Source organism: Streptomyces sp. NPDC048001 (assembly GCF_043203115.1).
GTDB lineage: Bacteria > Actinomycetota > Actinomycetes > Streptomycetales > Streptomycetaceae > Streptomyces > Streptomyces sanyensis.
Genome location: NZ_JBIDBN010000015.1, coordinates 130,841 through 146,195 on the forward strand (window position 1 = coordinate 130,841; position 15,355 = coordinate 146,195).

General features: G+C 76.7%; 14 protein-coding genes and 1 tRNA gene. 11 read left to right on the forward strand and 4 right to left on the reverse strand.

The annotated features are described in order from the left end of the window. Positions 1-203: 203 nt before the first annotated feature. Complete coding sequence (locus ACGF15_RS25960) at positions 204-1,820, forward strand: phosphodiester glycosidase family protein (RefSeq protein ID WP_362614220.1); 1,617 nt, start codon at positions 204-206, stop codon at positions 1,818-1,820. A 67-nt stretch (positions 1,821-1,887) separates the two neighbouring features. Here ACGF15_RS25960 and ACGF15_RS25965 read toward each other — a convergent pair whose 3' ends face one another. Continuing rightward, positions 1,888-2,892 carry a hypothetical protein gene (locus ACGF15_RS25965; protein WP_345611095.1) on the reverse strand — a complete coding sequence of 335 codons (1,005 nt, stop codon included), beginning with the start codon at positions 2,890-2,892 and terminating at the stop codon, positions 1,888-1,890. Between the two features lie 265 nt (positions 2,893-3,157). Here ACGF15_RS25965 and ACGF15_RS25970 point away from each other — a divergent pair, with 265 nt between their 5' ends. The 3 genes from ACGF15_RS25970 (at position 3,158) to ACGF15_RS25980 (ending at position 5,506) form a co-directional block, all read left to right on the forward strand. Beyond that, positions 3,158-3,478 (forward strand): DUF6412 domain-containing protein, encoded by a 321-nt coding sequence (locus ACGF15_RS25970; protein WP_345611090.1) that lies wholly within the window; start codon positions 3,158-3,160, stop codon positions 3,476-3,478. A gap of 210 nt (positions 3,479-3,688) precedes the next feature. Beyond that, the gene (gene yidC, locus ACGF15_RS25975; protein WP_345611086.1) at positions 3,689-4,441 is read left to right on the forward strand and encodes a membrane protein insertase YidC; all 753 of its coding nucleotides are present in this window, start codon (positions 3,689-3,691) and stop codon (positions 4,439-4,441) included. Positions 4,442-4,645: 204 nt separating this feature from the next. Further along, positions 4,646-5,506 carry a fumarylacetoacetate hydrolase family protein gene (locus ACGF15_RS25980; RefSeq protein WP_362614227.1) on the forward strand — a complete coding sequence of 287 codons (861 nt, stop codon included), beginning with the start codon at positions 4,646-4,648 and terminating at the stop codon, positions 5,504-5,506. An 88-nt stretch (positions 5,507-5,594) separates the two neighbouring features. Here the strand turns inward: ACGF15_RS25980 and ACGF15_RS25985 are convergent, their stop codons facing one another. Beyond that, a complete protein-coding gene (locus ACGF15_RS25985) occupies positions 5,595-6,113 on the reverse strand; it encodes a heme-degrading domain-containing protein (RefSeq protein WP_345611081.1) in 519 nt (172 codons plus the stop codon). Beyond that, positions 6,110-7,198 carry a Gfo/Idh/MocA family oxidoreductase gene (locus tag ACGF15_RS25990; RefSeq protein WP_392802347.1) on the reverse strand — a complete coding sequence of 363 codons (1,089 nt, stop codon included), beginning with the start codon at positions 7,196-7,198 and terminating at the stop codon, positions 6,110-6,112. The genes ACGF15_RS25985 and ACGF15_RS25990 overlap by 4 nt, the downstream gene beginning before the upstream one ends. 56 nt (positions 7,199-7,254) lie before the next feature. Between ACGF15_RS25990 and ACGF15_RS25995 the strand changes: the two genes are divergently transcribed. The 4 genes from ACGF15_RS25995 (at position 7,255) to ACGF15_RS26010 (ending at position 11,304) form a co-directional block, all read left to right on the forward strand. Further along, entirely contained in the window at positions 7,255-8,454 is a 1,200-nt protein-coding gene (locus ACGF15_RS25995; RefSeq protein ID WP_392802350.1) for an ROK family protein, read from the forward strand. Between the two features lie 209 nt (positions 8,455-8,663). Next, positions 8,664-9,557 (forward strand): hypothetical protein, encoded by an 894-nt coding sequence (locus ACGF15_RS26000; RefSeq protein WP_392802353.1) that lies wholly within the window; start codon positions 8,664-8,666, stop codon positions 9,555-9,557. A gap of 226 nt (positions 9,558-9,783) precedes the next feature. Further along, the gene (locus ACGF15_RS26005) at positions 9,784-10,563 is read left to right on the forward strand and encodes an HAD-IIA family hydrolase (RefSeq protein ID WP_345611075.1); all 780 of its coding nucleotides are present in this window, start codon (positions 9,784-9,786) and stop codon (positions 10,561-10,563) included. A 93-nt stretch (positions 10,564-10,656) separates the two neighbouring features. Further along, complete coding sequence (locus ACGF15_RS26010) at positions 10,657-11,304, forward strand: hypothetical protein (protein WP_392802356.1); 648 nt, start codon at positions 10,657-10,659, stop codon at positions 11,302-11,304. Between the two features lie 104 nt (positions 11,305-11,408). Here ACGF15_RS26010 and ACGF15_RS26015 read toward each other — a convergent pair. Further along, positions 11,409-11,482: transfer RNA gene (locus tag ACGF15_RS26015), tRNA-Lys, on the reverse strand. A 211-nt stretch (positions 11,483-11,693) separates the two neighbouring features. On the opposite strand from ACGF15_RS26015, the gene ACGF15_RS26020 reads away from it, so the two are divergent. The 3 genes from ACGF15_RS26020 (at position 11,694) to ACGF15_RS26030 (ending at position 15,141) form a co-directional block, all read left to right on the forward strand. Beyond that, positions 11,694-12,962, forward strand: coding sequence for a peptidoglycan-binding protein (locus tag ACGF15_RS26020; protein ID WP_345611068.1), 1,269 nt, complete (start codon positions 11,694-11,696; stop codon positions 12,960-12,962). A 96-nt stretch (positions 12,963-13,058) separates the two neighbouring features. Next, positions 13,059-14,438, forward strand: a complete 1,380-nt coding sequence (locus ACGF15_RS26025) for an SPFH domain-containing protein (RefSeq protein WP_345611065.1) — start codon at positions 13,059-13,061, stop codon at positions 14,436-14,438. 115 nt (positions 14,439-14,553) lie between these two features. Continuing rightward, a complete protein-coding gene (locus ACGF15_RS26030) occupies positions 14,554-15,141 on the forward strand; it encodes a lytic polysaccharide monooxygenase (protein ID WP_392802361.1) in 588 nt (195 codons plus the stop codon). The last annotated feature ends 214 nt before the right edge of the window (positions 15,142-15,355 follow it).

Sequence of the window (15,355 nt, forward strand, 5' to 3'; positions counted from 1 at the left end):
GTTCACCGGGGCCCGCGGTCCGTCCCGTCCGGGGCCCGGCGCAGGGCCGCCCGCACCGCGGCCCTCCGCGGAGGGCCGCGGTGCGGACGCCGGAGGAGAAGCGCCGGAGGTTCTTCGCCGGCCGTGCCGCGGGAGTTGTACCCTGCGACATCCGCCGCTCGTTGACTTGCCCGGTGGCACAGTTCCGACGAGCGGAGGCGCACATGCGGACGAAGGCACTCTCCCTCCTGGCGGCGGCCGGAGTGGTGGCGGGCACGATGGTGGCCCTCGGCGGGGCGGAATCAGCGGAGAACCGGGCGGTGGCGGCGCCGAACGCCGAGGGTGCGGGCGCTCCCCGGGCGCGCTCCGCCGCGCCCCGCCTGCCCGGCGCGGCCGTCAGCACCAGGGCGGTGGCCCCCGGGGTGCTCCTGAGCACCTACGCCCTGGGCAGCCGCGACCCGGGCGACCGGTGGACCGTACAGGTGAACCTGCCGGCGACGCCGGACGGCCCCCTCGCCTCCGCCCGCACCGCCCTCGGCCCGCGGGCCACCGCCGACAGGGTCGCGGCGGCGCTGCGGGCCGCGGGGTTCACACCCCGCGTCGACGAGGTCCGGGCCCCGGCCTTCGCCGACCGCCCGGCCGGGAGGCTCGGCTGGACGGTGCGGGTCGGCAGCCACGCCGCCGAGGCGGACGCGGTGGCGGAGCTGGCCCGGGTGAGGAAGAGCGGCTTCGCGGGCGGCACCCGCTACACGGCCCAGGACGGCGACGACGCCGGAGCACCGCAGCAGGTCCATGTGCTGCGGGTGGACTTCACCCGCTTCGGCGGCCGGCTGGAGACCGACTTCGGCCCCTCGCTGAAGGGCACCGAGAAGCTCACCGAACTGCTCGGCGCCTCCGACGCGATCGCCGGGATCAACGGCCAGTGGTTCTACGACGGGGCACCCGCCGGGCTGTATGTGAAGGACGGCCGGCTGATCGGCTCCGCCACCCGGGGCCGGGCCGGCATCAGGATCACCGGCGGGCGCTCGGTCGACGTCGACACCTTCACCGCCCGTGTGACGCTCCGCGCCGGCGCGGCGGCCGCCGAGGTCGACGGCGTCAACCGGCCCCCGGGCGTCGTGTGGAACTGCGGCGGAGTCGGCGGCGACCTGCCCACCGAACTCGCCCAGCACGACCTGCGCTGCACCGACCCCAGCGAACTGGTCCGCTTCACACCCGAATGGGGCGCCCCCACGCCCTCCGGCGCCGGAGCCGAGGCCGTGCTCGACGCACAGGGCACCGTCCTCGCCCTGAACGGCACGCGCGGGACCGCCGTGCCCGCCGGGGGGTCCACCGTGCAGGCCCTCGGGGAGAGCGCCCGGTGGCTGCGCGAGCACGCGGTGCCCGGCACCCGGCTCACCGTGGAGGAGCGCGTCGAGGACGGCTCCGGCCGCCGCGTCGCCCTCACCCCGGACACCACCGTCCTCCAGGTCGGTCCGACGATGGTGCGGGACGGCAGGGTGTCCGTGAACGCCGTCGCCGACGGGGTGGTGCGCCAGGGTGCGGACCAGACCTTCACCTACAACTGGACGGTGCGCGCCAACCCCCGGTCCATGATCGGTGTCGACGGCGCCGGCCGCCTGATGCTGGTGGTCGTCGACGGACGCCGGGCCGGGTACAGCGAGGGCCTCGGCGTCGCCCAGGCCGCCGAGCTGATGCACCGCCTGGGCGCCCGCGAGGCGATGAACCTCGACGGCGGCGGTTCCAGTGTGATGGCGACCGCCGACGCCGGGATCGTCAACCGCCCCTCGGACGCGACGGGCGAGCGCTCCCTGGGCAACGTGCTGCTGCTGCGCCCCTGACCGCGGATGCCGCGCGCCCCCGGAACCGCACCGGTTCCGGGGGCGCGCCGCGCACGGCACCGGCCGCTCAGCGGCCGTGGCAGTCCCGGTAGGCGCCGTCCGCGCCGCACCAGCACCGGGCGCCCTGCGCGGGGGGCCAGGCCGCCGCGCGCCCGCGGGCGGCGAGCGTCGTGGCGTACTGCGGGAGCAGCGAGACCGCGGCGGGCGAGGCGGACTCCGAGGCGGCGAACGCCTCGTAGGAGGGGAGCGTGCCGGTGACGACGCCGAGGTTCTCCGTCCCGGTGGCCGCCAGGTCCCGCAGCGAGGACTCGATCGTCGCCAGATGCGCCTCGTGCGAGGGGTACTCGGCGGCCAGCTCCGGGTAGGCCGCCAGCAGTTCGGCCAGCTCCGGCTCCGACCAGTGCAGGACCGCCACGGGGAAGGGCCGTGACAGGGCCGAGCGGTAGGAGCCCAGCTCCGACCGCAGCCGCGCGATCTCCGCCCGGAGCTCCTCCGGGTTGTCCGAGCCCAGCGCCCACAGGCGCCCCGGGTCGTGGAGCTCGTCGAGGCTGACGTCCGGCGTGCGGGAGGCGTGGACGCGGTCCGCGAGCGCGTCGTGCGCGTCGTGCTCGCGGCCCTGGAGCCGCCGCACCCGGTGGCGGCCCGTCAGCAGGGTGCGGGCCGCGTAGGGCACCTCTCCGTCCTGCGGCAGCAGCAGCGCGAGCGCCTCGTCGTAGCAGGCGTGGGCGGCCTCCAGCTCGTCGTGGGCCTCCAGCGTCTCGGCGACGACCTCCCAGGGCGCGGGCTGCGGCGGGGCGGCGATGCGGATGCCCGCGATCAGCGCACGGGCCTCCGCCTCGTGCCCGTACTCCCAGAGGTTGGCCGCCTGGAGCGCCTTGACCAGCTGCGGATGCTCCGGATCGGCCGCCAGCAGGCGGTCGTAGAGCCCGGAGGCGCGCTCGCGTTCACCGGCGAGTTCCAGATGGGCGGCGGCCTGGAGCAGCAGCTGCTCGTCGTCCTCCGGGTACCTCTCGGCGGTCCGCAGCAGGCGCTCGGCTTCGGCGGTGTGGTCGGCGGGGGTGTCGGGGCGCATGCCCCACACCGTACTGCCGTGCGGCGGCGGTGCGGGGGGCCGCGGTGGGGGTCGTCCGGCCGCACCGCGCGACGCCGGAGGGGGAGTGGTATCGCCCCAGGCAGGGGCGCTGCCGGGTGCGGGGAGCCGCCGGGCGTGGGGTACGTCACAGCGCGTGCCCCGTCTCGTCCGCCCGGCGGCGGGAACCGGGCCCGGCGCCTGATCGTGTACAAGGACGAGGGGCCGACCGGTCCGAGGGAACGGCGTGCGGGAGAAGGAGGGCGCGATGCTCCGCGGTGTGCCGCGCCCGATCCGCCTGCCCGGGCTGCTCCTGCTGCTGCTCCTCGCCGGTGCCCATCTCGTCGACGGCGACGGCCTGACGACGGCCCTCGCGCTCGCCGCGACCGCGACCGCCGCCGCGGGCTCCGCCCTCGTCGTCTGCGTGGCGCTCGGGGCCCGACGCGTCCCGGCGGTGCCGCGCACCCGGGTCCGCACCGCACTGCGCGACCGGGCGCGGCGCACCGCCTTCCTCCCCCAGCGCGATCCCGACTCCCGGGGCCGCACCAGGCCCCGGGCCCCCGGCCGTCCCGTCCCGACGGCCGCGTAGGGCTCCCGGGTCCGGCAGACGCCGGACCTTCCGGGAAGCGCTTCCCGCACCCCGCCGCGGAGCCTGACGCTCCGTAGGCCCCGGGGCCGCCCCGCCACGGACACCCGAGGTCTCCGTGCGCCGGCGCACCCCGTCCCGCCCTCCGGGCCGTCCCGCCGATTCCGCGTCACCACCCGGCACGACGAGACCTCCTTCCGGAAGGGCCCAGCCATGTCCGTCTCCCCCCTGCCCGCCTTCGCCTCGCTGGTCGAGCGCCTCGCCGAGCTGCTCCAGCCGCTCTTCGCGGCGTCCGCCACCGCGGCGGCCATCGTGGTCTTCACCGCCCTGGTCCGCCTCGCCGCCCACCCGCTCGCCCGGGCCGCGGCCCGCGGAGCCCGTGCCCGTACCCGGCTCGCGCCCCGCGTCGCCGAGCTGCGCAAGAAGCACGGGAGGGACCCGGAGCGCCTGCGGCGCGCCGTCCTGGAGCTGTACGCGCGGGAGAAGGTCTCCCCGCTGGCCGGCTGCCTGCCCGCGCTGCTCCAGCTGCCGGCGTTCTTCCTGATGTACCAGCTGTTCTCCAGCGACCGGATCGGCGGCGAGGCCAACGCGCTGCTCGACCACGGCCTGTTCGGCGCCCCGCTCGGCGGCCGCTGGGCCGACGCGCTCGCCGGCGGCGGTCTCCTCGGGCCCGGCGGAACGGTGTACCTGGCGGTCTTCGTTCTGGTCGCCGTCGTGGCGGTGTTCGGCTACCGCACCACCCGCAGGCAGCTGGCCGCCGCCCCCGCCCCGGTCGCGGACCAGCCGCCCGGTCTCGGTGCGATGCTCAGGGTCATGCCGCTGCTGTCCTTCGCGACCCTGGTCACGGTGGCCGTCGTCCCGCTCGCGGCCGCGCTCTACGTCGTCACCAGCACCACCTGGACCGTGGCCGAGCGCGCCTGGCTGTACCGCGACGCGGCCGCCCCCGAGGCCCCGGCGCAGGCCTGACGGGCCGGGCGGGAGCGGGCCTGACGGGCCGGGCGGGAGCGGTTCGGGCGGGCCGGGGCACGCTCCGCCCCCACCCGGCCGTGGTCCAGGTGGTGAACAGGGTCTTGCGGAGCCGTCGGGCCTCTTGGAGGATCATCCGACCCCCCGGTCCCCGACGGCCGCACCCGTCGGTCCGGGGCGGTCACGGAACAGGGGAGACAACCCATGAAGCTGCTGCGTGTCGGTCCGGCGGGTGCGGAGCGCCCCGCCCTGCTCGACCCGGACGGCGCCACCCTGCGCGACCTGTCCCAGCTCGTCGACGACATCGACGGGGCGCTGCTCGCGGACGCGTCCGCGCTCGACCGGATCCGGGCCGCGGCCGGCGCGGGCGTGCTGCCCCCGCTGGACCCTGCCGGGCTCCGGATCGGACCGCCGCTCGCCCGGGTGGGCAAGGTCGTCTGCATCGGCCTGAACTACCACGACCACGCCGCGGAGACCGGGGCCGAGCCCCCGGCCGAGCCGGTGGTCTTCCTCAAGGCCGCCGACACGGTCGTCGGCCCGGAGGACACCGTGCTCGTGCCGCGCGGCAGCCGCAAGACGGACTGGGAGGCGGAGCTCGCCGTGGTCATCGGGCGCACGGCCCGGTACCTGGGCGACGACGAGGACGCACTCGCCCATGTGGCCGGATACGCGGTCTCGCACGACGTGTCCGAGCGCGAGTTCCAGATCGAGCGCGGCGGCACCTGGGACAAGGGCAAGAACTGCGAGACCTTCAACCCCCTCGGCCCCTGGCTGGTCACCGCCGACGAGGTCCCGGACCCCCAGGCCCTGGGCCTGCGGCTGTGGGTCAACGGCGAGCTCAAGCAGGACGGCTCCACCGCCGACCAGATCTTCCCGGTGGCCGAGGTCGTCCGCTATCTGAGCCGCTTCATGACGCTCCACCCGGGCGACGTGATCAACACGGGCACCCCGGCCGGGGTGGCGATGGGCCGGCCCGAGCCCAAGCCCTATCTGCGGCCGGGCGACGTGGTGGAGCTGGAGGTCGAGGGCCTCGGCCGCCAGCGCCAGCAGCTCAAGGGGGCGTAGGGCACGCGCAGGGCGTCCCCCGTGCGGGGCGTCCTGCGCCGCCGCGGCCCGGGCGGCACCCGCCCGGGCTCGCGGCGCGCCCGCGGTGTCAGGACGGGGGGCCCGCCACGCCGCTGGAGCCGTCCGCGTGGGCGGCGAAGCGCTCCAGCGCCTCCACCACCATGGCGTGGTCCTCGGCCTGCGGCAGACCGGAGACCGTCACCGAGCCCACCAGGCCCACACCCTCGACGTTGATCGGGAACGAACCGCCGTGCGCGGCGTAGCGGGCGGGGTCGAGCCGGGAGGACTCCTCGAAGGAGACGCCCTTCTCCCGGTACCGGGCCCCGACCAGGTAGGAGCTGACTCCGTAGCGCTCGACCACCCGCCGCTTGCGGTCGATCCAGGCGTCGTTGTCGGCGCTGGAACCGGTCAGCGCCGCGTGGAACAGCTGCTGGGCTCCCCGGCGGATGTCGATCGCGACCGGAGCGCGCCGCAGGTGGGCCATCTCCACCAGCAGGCTGCCCAGCCTCCAGGCGTCCTCGTTGCTGAAGCGGCGCAGCGTCAGGCGCCGCTCCTGCTCGGTGATCTCGTCGGCGGACGGGTGCTCCGTCGGCGTCGTACCGGTCATCTGTCGATCTCCACGGTCACGCCGTCCCTGGCGGAACGGCCGGCGGCTTCCAGGACGTCGAGGGCGGCCGCCGCCTGTCCGGCGGTCACCGGGACCGGGCCCTCGCCGCGCACGGCCGCGGCGACGGCCGCGTAGTACGCGGGGTAGTCGCCCGGCAGGGTCGGCACCGGGGCGCCCCCGCCGGTCGCGGGGGACTCCCCGGAGCCCAGGCGGCCCCGGAGCGACTCGGGCTCGGCGCCCCAGGGCCTGCCCCCGCCCGGCAGCCTCCCGGCACGCAGGTCGGCCTCCTGGGGGTCGAGTCCGTACTTCACGTACCCGGTGCGTGAGCCGAGCACACGGAACCGCGGGCCGAGCTGCGCGGCCGCGGCGTTCATGTACAGGTGGGAGCGGACGCCGCCCGCGTGGGTGAGCGCGAGGAAGGTGTCGTCGTCGGCCTCCGCGCCGGGCCGCCGCACATCGGCCTCCGCGTACACCCGGACGGCGGGTCCGAAGAGCGTCAGGGCCTGGTCGACGAGGTGGCTGCCGAGGTCGTACAGCAGCCCGCCCAGGTCCGCGGGGTCGCCCGACTCGCGCCAGCCGCCCTTCGGCTCGGGGCGCCAGCGCTCGAAGCGGGACTCGAAGCGCCGCACCTCGCCCAGGGCGCCGTCGGCGAGCAGGCCGCGCAGGGTGAGGAAGTCGTTGTCCCAGCGGCGGTTGTGGAAGACCGAGAGGGCGAGGCCCCGCTCCTCGGCGAGGACCCCGAGGGCACGCGCCTCGGCGGCCGTCCCGGCCATCGGCTTGTCGACGACCACCGGGAGCCCGGCCCGCAGGGCGGCCGTGGCGATCGGCACATGCGTCCGGTTCGGGGAGGCGATGACGACGAGGTCGAGCGCCCCGGCCCGCTCCCACAGCTCCTCGGGACGGGCGGCGAAGCGGATCCGGTCGCCGAGCGCGGCGCGGGCGGCGGCCCGGCGCTCCGCCCGGGAGGTGACGACCGTGTCGAGAACCATCCCGGGGGTGGTGGTGATCAGCGGGGCGTGGAAGACGGAGCCCGCCAGGCCGTAGCCCACGAGCCCGACGCGCAGGGGAGTGCCGGGTCCGGTCATGGAGGCCACTTAAGCAACGCTGTTGCCAAAGTGCAAGCGCACCGCAGAATGGGAGGGTGACGACTGAGCGGCCGCAAGAGGCGGGGACGGGTACGGCGGGGACCGGCAGGGGCGGGGCACCGGGCGCCGCCCGGCGGCAGGGTCCGCCGGGCGGCCTCACCCTGCCCGCCGGGGCCCCGGCCGGGGCCGGTCTGACGGCCCTGCGCAGCCACAACACGGCCCTCGTCCTGGACCTGCTGCGCACGGCCGGTGCGCAGGGCATCAGCCGTGTGGAGCTGGCCGAGCGCACCGGCCTCACGCCCCAGGCCGTCAGCAAGATCGTCGGGCGGCTCCGTGCGGACGGCACGGTCGCCGAGGCGGGCCGGCGGGCCTCCACCGGGGGCAAGCCCCGCACGGTCCTCGGCCTGGTGCCGTCCGCGGCCCACGCCGTCGGCCTCCACCTCGACCGCGACGAGCTGACAGCCGTGCTGCTCGACCTCTCCGGCACGCCCGTCGCCTCCCGGCGGGGCCCGCTGGACCTGGGCGCGGGCGCCGGGCGGGTGATCGCCGCCGCCGCGGACGCGGTGGGCGCGCTGCTCGGGGACGCCGCGGCCCGTGTCCCCGCCGGCGGGCGCCCGCCGCGGGTCCTCGGTGCCGGGGCCGCCATGCCGGGGCCGCTCGACCACCGCTCCGGCGTCCCCGGGAGGGTCACCGGCTTCCCCGAGTGGGAGGGCCACCCCCTGCGCGAGGAGCTCGCCGCCCGGCTGGGCCTGCCGGTGGTCCTCGACAAGGACACCAACGCGGCCGCCCTCGGGCTCGCCCTGCGCGGCCCGGGCGACTCCTTCGCCTACCTCCACCTGGGCACCGGCCTCGGCGCCGGCCTCGTGCTCGGCGGCGCGCCCTACCGGGGCTCGCGCACCGGGGCGGGGGAGTTCGGCCACCAGGTGGTCCGGCTCGACGGCCCCGTGTGCGGCTGCGGCGGCCGGGGCTGCCTCGAAGCGCTGTGCCTCGCGGCGGTCGACCGGGGCGACCTCCCGGAGGCCGCGCGGGTCCTCGGCACCGGCGCGGCCAACCTGGTGGCCCTGCTCGACATCGACCGGGTGCTGCTCGGCGGCCGGACCGTGGCCGCCGCCCCGGAGGTGTTCACCGCCGGGGTGGCCCGGGCCGTGGCGGCCCGGGGCCCGGTGCCGGTCGCCGCGGTGCCCGCCGGAGCGGACACCGTGGCCGAGGGCGCGGCCCACCTCGTGCTCGCCCCTCTCTTCGGCCGCCCCGCCTGATCCCGGCGCGCCTCCTCGCCGCCGCCGCGGATCCCCCGCGCCCCGGGGCTTCCGCCGGGGCGGGGGGTCCCCGGCACGGAGGGCGGTCCGCCGCTGTTCGGCGGTATCCGGGCCGCGGCAACCGGGCGCTCGGGGCAACGATGGGCCTGTCCCCCCGGACCCCGGCCCGGTCACCCCCCGGCAGCACGCGAGCAAGCAAAGGCCCCCCGATGCGACTCCGCAACGCCCTCGCCCTCCCGTCCGCCTGTGCGGTCGCCGCGATCGCGGCGACCGTCCTGCCGGCGGTCCCCGCCACCGCGGACGACGACCGCCCGGCGCCCCGCGCCGGCGACCAGGGCGCCGCGCGCCCCGCGGACCAGCAGCCCACCTGCGGCAGGGACGGCGACCCCGACTTCCCGATCCGGGCCCGCATCCGCGGCGGTCCCGAGACCGTGCGCGCGGGCTCGGGCTTCAGCCGGTGGCGGCTGGAGATGACCAACACCACGCCCGAGCAGTGCCACCATCTGCACCCCGTCGTGGTCCTCGCCGGCTCCGCCGGGCCGCTGCGCCCCGAGGGCGTGGCCGTCGAGTTCCGCGATGCCGACGCCGGCCGCTGGCGGCCCGTGGCCCTGGAGCGCACCGAGGAGGAGGAGCTGGTCGGTGCGTTCGACGACGGGTTCCGCGGCTTCGTGGTGCCCGCCGGGCGGACGGTCGCCGTGCAGGTCAGGTTCTCCCTCGCCGCCACCACCGCCCCGGGTGACGTCACCGTCAGCGCGGCCGTGGTCCAGCGCAAGGGGGACGACGGCGACTGGGTCGGGGAGTCCGACGACTACCGCCTCGCCGTCACCCCGGCCGAGCCCGCGCCGCCCGCCCCCACGGCCTCCGGCACCGGCCCGGCGGACGCCCCCGGCGGGGGCACGAAGAGCCCGGGGGCCGATCCGGCCCCGCGCCCCGTGCAGAGCCCGGCCGCGCGCCCGCCCGTGCCGTTCGCCCCGGACGAGCTGGCGACCACGGGTCCCGGTCCGGCCGCCCGGGTCCTGGCCGCGGTCGCCGTGACCGCCGCGGGCGGGGGCGCCGCCCTGCTGCTGCTCTCCCGCCGACTGCGGTCGCAGCGCCGCCGCTGAGCGGAAGCGGCCGCACTCCCCGCCGCCGGGCCGCCCCGCGGAGAGGGGCCCGAAGCCCGCGCCGCGGGCTTCCGCGCCGTGCCCGTGGACCGCCCGCGACCTCAGGTTCCCCGCCGACCGGCCGGGGTCCGGTTGCGGGGAAGGCCTTAGGGTGAGCGGTGTCGCCACAGCGCTGTCGCGGCGTCCTTCTCACGTATCGACGTATGCACGGCAGGAGTCCGCCCACATGGCAGAGCGCAAGCCGATCGAGTCCTGGCTGACCGACATGGACGGCGTCCTCATCCACGAGGGCGTGCCGATCCCCGGCGCGGACGCCTTCGTCAAGAAGCTCAGGGAGACCGGCAAGCCCTTCCTGGTGCTCACGAACAACTCCATCTACACGGCACGGGACCTGCACGCCCGTCTCGCGCGGATGGGGCTGGACGTGCCCGTGGAGAACATCTGGACCTCCGCGCTGGCCACCGCCCGCTTCCTGGACGACCAGCGCCCCGGCGGCACCGCGTACGTCATCGGCGAGGCGGGCCTGACCACGGCCCTGCACGACATCGGCTACGTGCTCACCGACCACGAACCGGACTACGTGGTCCTGGGCGAGACCCGCACCTACAGCTTCGAATCGCTGACCAAGGCGATCCGGCTGATCAACGGCGGTGCCCGGTTCATCTGCACCAACCCGGACGAGACCGGGCCGTCCACCGAGGGCCCCCTGCCGGCCACGGGCAGCGTCGCGGCGCTGATCACCAAGGCGACCGGCAAGGAACCGTACTTCGCGGGCAAGCCCAACCCGCTGATGATGCGCACCGGTCTCAACGCGATCGGTGCGCACTCCGAGAGCAGCGCGATGATCGGCGACCGGATGGACACGGACGTGCTCGCCGGCCTGGAGGCCGGCATGGAGACCTTCCTGGTGCTGACCGGTCTCACCACCCCGGCGGACGTGGACCGCTACCCCTTCCGCCCGTCCACGATCGTGGACTCCATCGCGGACCTCGTCGACCGGGTCTGAGGCCGTCCCCGGACCCGCCCGCGGGGCCGGGCGGGTCCCGCGGATGCGGAATCGGACGGCAGGCGTGACCCTGGCGGAAGCAGGAGGTTCACGATGCGTGCAGGTTCGATTGCCCTGGGTTCGGTCGGCGCGGCCGCCGTCCTCGTCCTGATGCCCCTCGCCCCGCCCTCCCCGGCCGCCGCCCGGGGGGCCGACGCCCCTCCGGCGCCGGCCGCCCCTGAGTCCGCCGCCCCGGAGTCCGGCGGTGCGCCCCGCGCCGGGGCCGCGTCCTGTGCGCAGACGGCCGCGCCGGCCGCTCTCCTGCCCGCCGCCGTCCGCCGTCCGTCCCGGCCGGACGGCCTGCGCCCCCCGGCCGCCGTGCGGCCCGGTCCGGAGTCCTGGCCGGGCGCGCTGCGGGCGGCGGCGATGTGCGGCGGTCGTGCGGGGCGGGCCGTCCTCCTGCCGCCGGCGGCCTCCCCCTTCGCGGACCCCTCGGGGCGGTCCGCGCAGCGGCCGGAGGCCCGTCGCGCGCATCATCCCGCCGCGCACCGCACCCCCGCGGCTCCCGCGCCCCCGCCGGCCGCCCCGGCCGGGCGGGCGCCCGGCGGCGCGGTCGCGGTCGCCGCGCCCGTCGCCGCGGTGGACCCGGAGGACGCCGGGCCGAGCCGGACCCAGGCGGTCGTCGGGCTGGTGCTGGCCGCGGTCGCGGCCGTCGTCTTCGCCGTCCGCAGCGTGCGCCGCCGCCGCTCGGACTCCGACTGACCGGACCGGCCGGCCCGGCGGTCCCCGCCGCCGGAACCCCTCCCGCTTCGTGCGGGCACACGAACGAGGCTCCTCTCGTCGAACGAGAGGAGCCTCGGTGTGCGTGCGCCGCCAGGGACTCGAACCCCGGACCCGCTGATTAAGAGTCAGCTGCTCTAACCAACTGAGCTAGCGGCGCCTGCTGACCTGGAGAACTCTACCCGACGGCGGGGGGTGCTCCGTACCGGCCGGGTGGGCGGCACGGAGCCGTCCGCCGCGCCGATGCCGGTCAGATCATGGTTTTTATTGGTTGATCCGTCAAAATGCGTTTTGTCCGTTCGGTTGGGACACTGGCGCCCGTGAAACACCGTCAGAGGATCTTGCCGATTGCGATTGGGGAGGCGAGGCGTATGGCCGTGCCGGTCTTCGAGGAGTACGAGCCGGGCGGGGAGTGCGACTGCGCCGGATGCGCGCAGGCCCGCCGGGCCCTGGCCGCGGGAGCCCACCCGTCCGCGCACGGCTGCCGCCGCGCGCTGGTGCTGGTGACCGCCGCCGGGGTGGTCCTGGGCGGGGCCGGGGCGGCCGCCGCGTCCGCCCCGGGGGCCGTCCGGCCCGTCACCCCCGCGGCGGACCCGCTGCCGCCCACCGAGCAGGGGAGTGCGGGGCCGCTGCACGGCCCCGCCGGGAAGCCGGTCGTGGCCTCCCAGCTGAAGACCACGACCCGGGCCGAGATCATCAACCGCGCCAAGCTGTGGGTCGCCGCCAAGGTCCCGTACAGCATGACGGCGTACTGGACCGACGGATACCGCCAGGACTGCTCCGGCTACGTCTCGATGGCCTGGGACCTCGGCAGCAACGAATGGACCGGCAGTCTCGCCAGGTTCGGGGACCGGATCGCCCGCGAGGACCTCCAGCCGGGCGACATCCTGCTCTTCCACAACCCCGCCGACCCCACCTCCGGCTCCCATGTGACGATCTTCGGCGGCTGGACCGACTACACCCACACGTCCTACGTGGCCTACGAGCAGACCAAGCCGCGGACCCGGCGGCAGGCCACGCCCATGGCCTACTGGAACAACTCGGCCAGCTACGTCGCCTACCGCTACAAGGGCGTGACCGCCACCACCGGCGGAGCCGAGAGCGCGGCGACCCCCTTCCCCGGCGCGGCCTCCTTCGGCCCCGGCGCGAACAACGCCCATGTCACCCGGCTCGGTGAAATGCTGGTGGCCCGGGGCGGCAAGCGCTTCTACCAGGAGGGGCCCGGGCCGCAGTGGTCCGAGGCGGACCGGCGGGCGACCGAGGCCTTCCAGCTCGCGCAGGGCTGGCGCGGCGCCGAGGCCGACGGACTGCCCGGCCCCCACACCTGGCGGCTGCTGGTGGACGGGGAGGGCAAGGACATCGCCCCGGCCGTGACCGCGGGCCCGCCCGCCCAGGCGCCGTCCTTCCCCGGGCGGGAGCACTTCCGCACCGGGCGGTCCAACGACCACGTCACCCGGCTCGGGCAGCAGCTGGTCCTGCGCGGCTACGGGCGCCACTACGCCGTGGGGCCCTCGCCGCGCTGGTCCGAGGCCGACCGGCGCAACGTCCAGGAGTTCCAGTCGGCGCAGGGCTGGCGCGGCACCGCGGCCGACGGCTACCCCGGGCCCGAGACCTGGCGGCGGCTCTTCGCCGCCCGCTGACCCGGGGCCGGCGGAGGGCGGGCCCGTCCCCGCCCTCCGCCGGCCCCCGCACACGGCCACTGCCGGCCACTGCCCATCGAAGGAAGGCGAGGCGCCATGAACAGCACGATGCCGGAACCGGAAGGCCCGGTCCCGCCCGACGGCCCCGCGCTCCGGTCCGAGGCCGCGACCCTGGCGCCCGCGGCCCCCCGTCCCGTGCCCGACGCCCCCGGGCCGTCTCCTTCGGCGCCCGCGGTGGGGGGCGGCGGGGCGCCTGAGGCGTCCGCGGACCCCGAGGAGCCCCCGGCCGCCGTGGAGAAGGCGCCCGCCGCCGAGCCGGTCCGGCGCAGTCCGGTGATCGCGAGCGAGACGACCACCGAGATCCCGATCCACCTGCTCTTCCGGGACGACGACGTGCCCCCGGCCCTCGCCCCGGCCCGCCGGGCCTCGGTGATCAACCGCCGGATGGGCACCGGTGAGCAGCCCCGGGTGAGCGCGGCGGGGCACCCGGTCGCGGGCCCCGGCGCGGCGCGGTCCGGTCCGGCGGCGCGGCCGAAGGCCGCGCCCGACCCGGGCACCGTCCCGGTCGTGGACCCGCGGCTGACCGAGCGGCCCGGTCCGGTGCTGCCCGGCTGGATCGGGCTGGTGGCGGGGGCCTTCTCGCTCGCGGGGATCGGTGTGCTGCTGTGGGGGACGGGGGCGGTGCCCGGCATGGCGGGCCGGGTGCTCGGCGTCAGCCCGCCGCCGTACCAGGGGATCGGGCTCGGCGTCTGGTGCCTGCTCGCCCTGGGAGTGCTGCTGGCCCTGTTCGGCCTGGGCGGCCTGGGCCGCGGGCGCGTCGGCCATGCCTGGGTGCTCACCCTCTTCGGCGACTACCGGGGGAGCGTGCGGCGCACGGGACTGGTCTGGGTGAGCCCGCTGGTGCTGCGCCGGAGGATCGACGTGCGGCTGCGCCACTGGCGCAGCGATCCGATGCCCGTGCACGACGCCGACGGCACGGCCCTGCGGGTGGTGGTCCTGGTGGTGTGGCGGGTGGCCGACACGGTGCGGGCGGCGCTCGGGGTGGAGGACCACGAGGAGTACCTGGCCGAGCAGGTGGAGTCGGCGACGGCCCGGGTGCTCTCGCAGCTTCCGGCGGACGGCTTCGGGGAGGCCGTCCCGACGCTCCGGGACGCCCGCGCGGTGGGCGCCGCGCTGACGGAGACGCTGGCCGCGCAGTGCGCCCCGGTGGGCGTCGAGGTCTTCACCGCCCAGCCGGTGGTGGTCGACTACGCGCCCGAGGTGGCCGAGGCGGTCCAGCGGCGGCAGATCGCCGCGATCGACGCGCGGCACCGCGACGCCGTGCTGACCTCGGTCGTGGACGCCGTCGAGGACGCCGTGGGGCGGCTGACGGACCGGGGCCTGGTCGATCGGGAGGACTACGAGCGCAAGGCGCTGGTGAAGGACCTGACCGTTGCCTTCTACACCGGAAGGGCGGGCGCGGCAGAGGCTCCGTGATTGGTATGGACATGCTTAACGGGGCTCAATACATTGGGACTTGGTCTAGACCGGAATGCGTTCCACCGCACGCGTGCACCGCAAGGCACTCCCCACGTCCCTTCCTGGAGCCAGCATGCGAAAGAAGATGGGTGCGGCCCTGGTCGGCCTCGCCGTGGCGGGCACGACCGTGCTCGCCACCGGCAGCGCCAGCAGCCACGGCTACACCGACTCCCCCATCAGCCGCCAGAAACTCTGCGCCAACCGGACCGTGACCGGCTGCGGTTCGATCCAGTGGGAACCGCAGAGCGTCGAGGGCCCGAAGGGCTTCCCCGCCCGCGGTCCGGCCGACGGAACGATCTGCGCGGGCGGCAACGGCCGCTTCTCGCAGCTCGACGACCCGCGGGGCGGCGCCTGGCCGGCCACCCGGGTCGGCGCCCGGCAGAACTACACGTTCCGCTGGCAGTTCACCGCCCGCCACCGCACCACCGACTTCAGGTACTTCATCACCAGGGACGGGTGGAACCCCGCCCAGCCGCTCACCCGCGCGGCCCTGGAGTCGCAGCCCTTCCTGACCGTTCCCTACGGGGGGCAGCAACCGCCCGCGACGCTGTCGCACTCCGGCACGCTGCCCGGGAAGTCCGGCCGCCATCTGATCCTGGCGGTGTGGACCGTGCACGACACGGGCAACGCGTTCTACGCCTGCTCCGACGTCCAGTTCTGATCCCCGCGCCGGACGGGACCCCTCGCGCGGCGCCGCACCCCCGGGTCACCGCCGGACCCGGGGGTGCGGGCGGGCCGCGCCGGGGTGCCGTCCGGGGGGAACGCGGAAGGCCCCCCGCTCCTTGGGTTCTAACGGTCCTCGCAACACCCGCGATCTGTGGGAGTTGCGAGGACCGTGGGCGTTGAGCGTGATGATCTTTCGGGGTTGCGGGAGC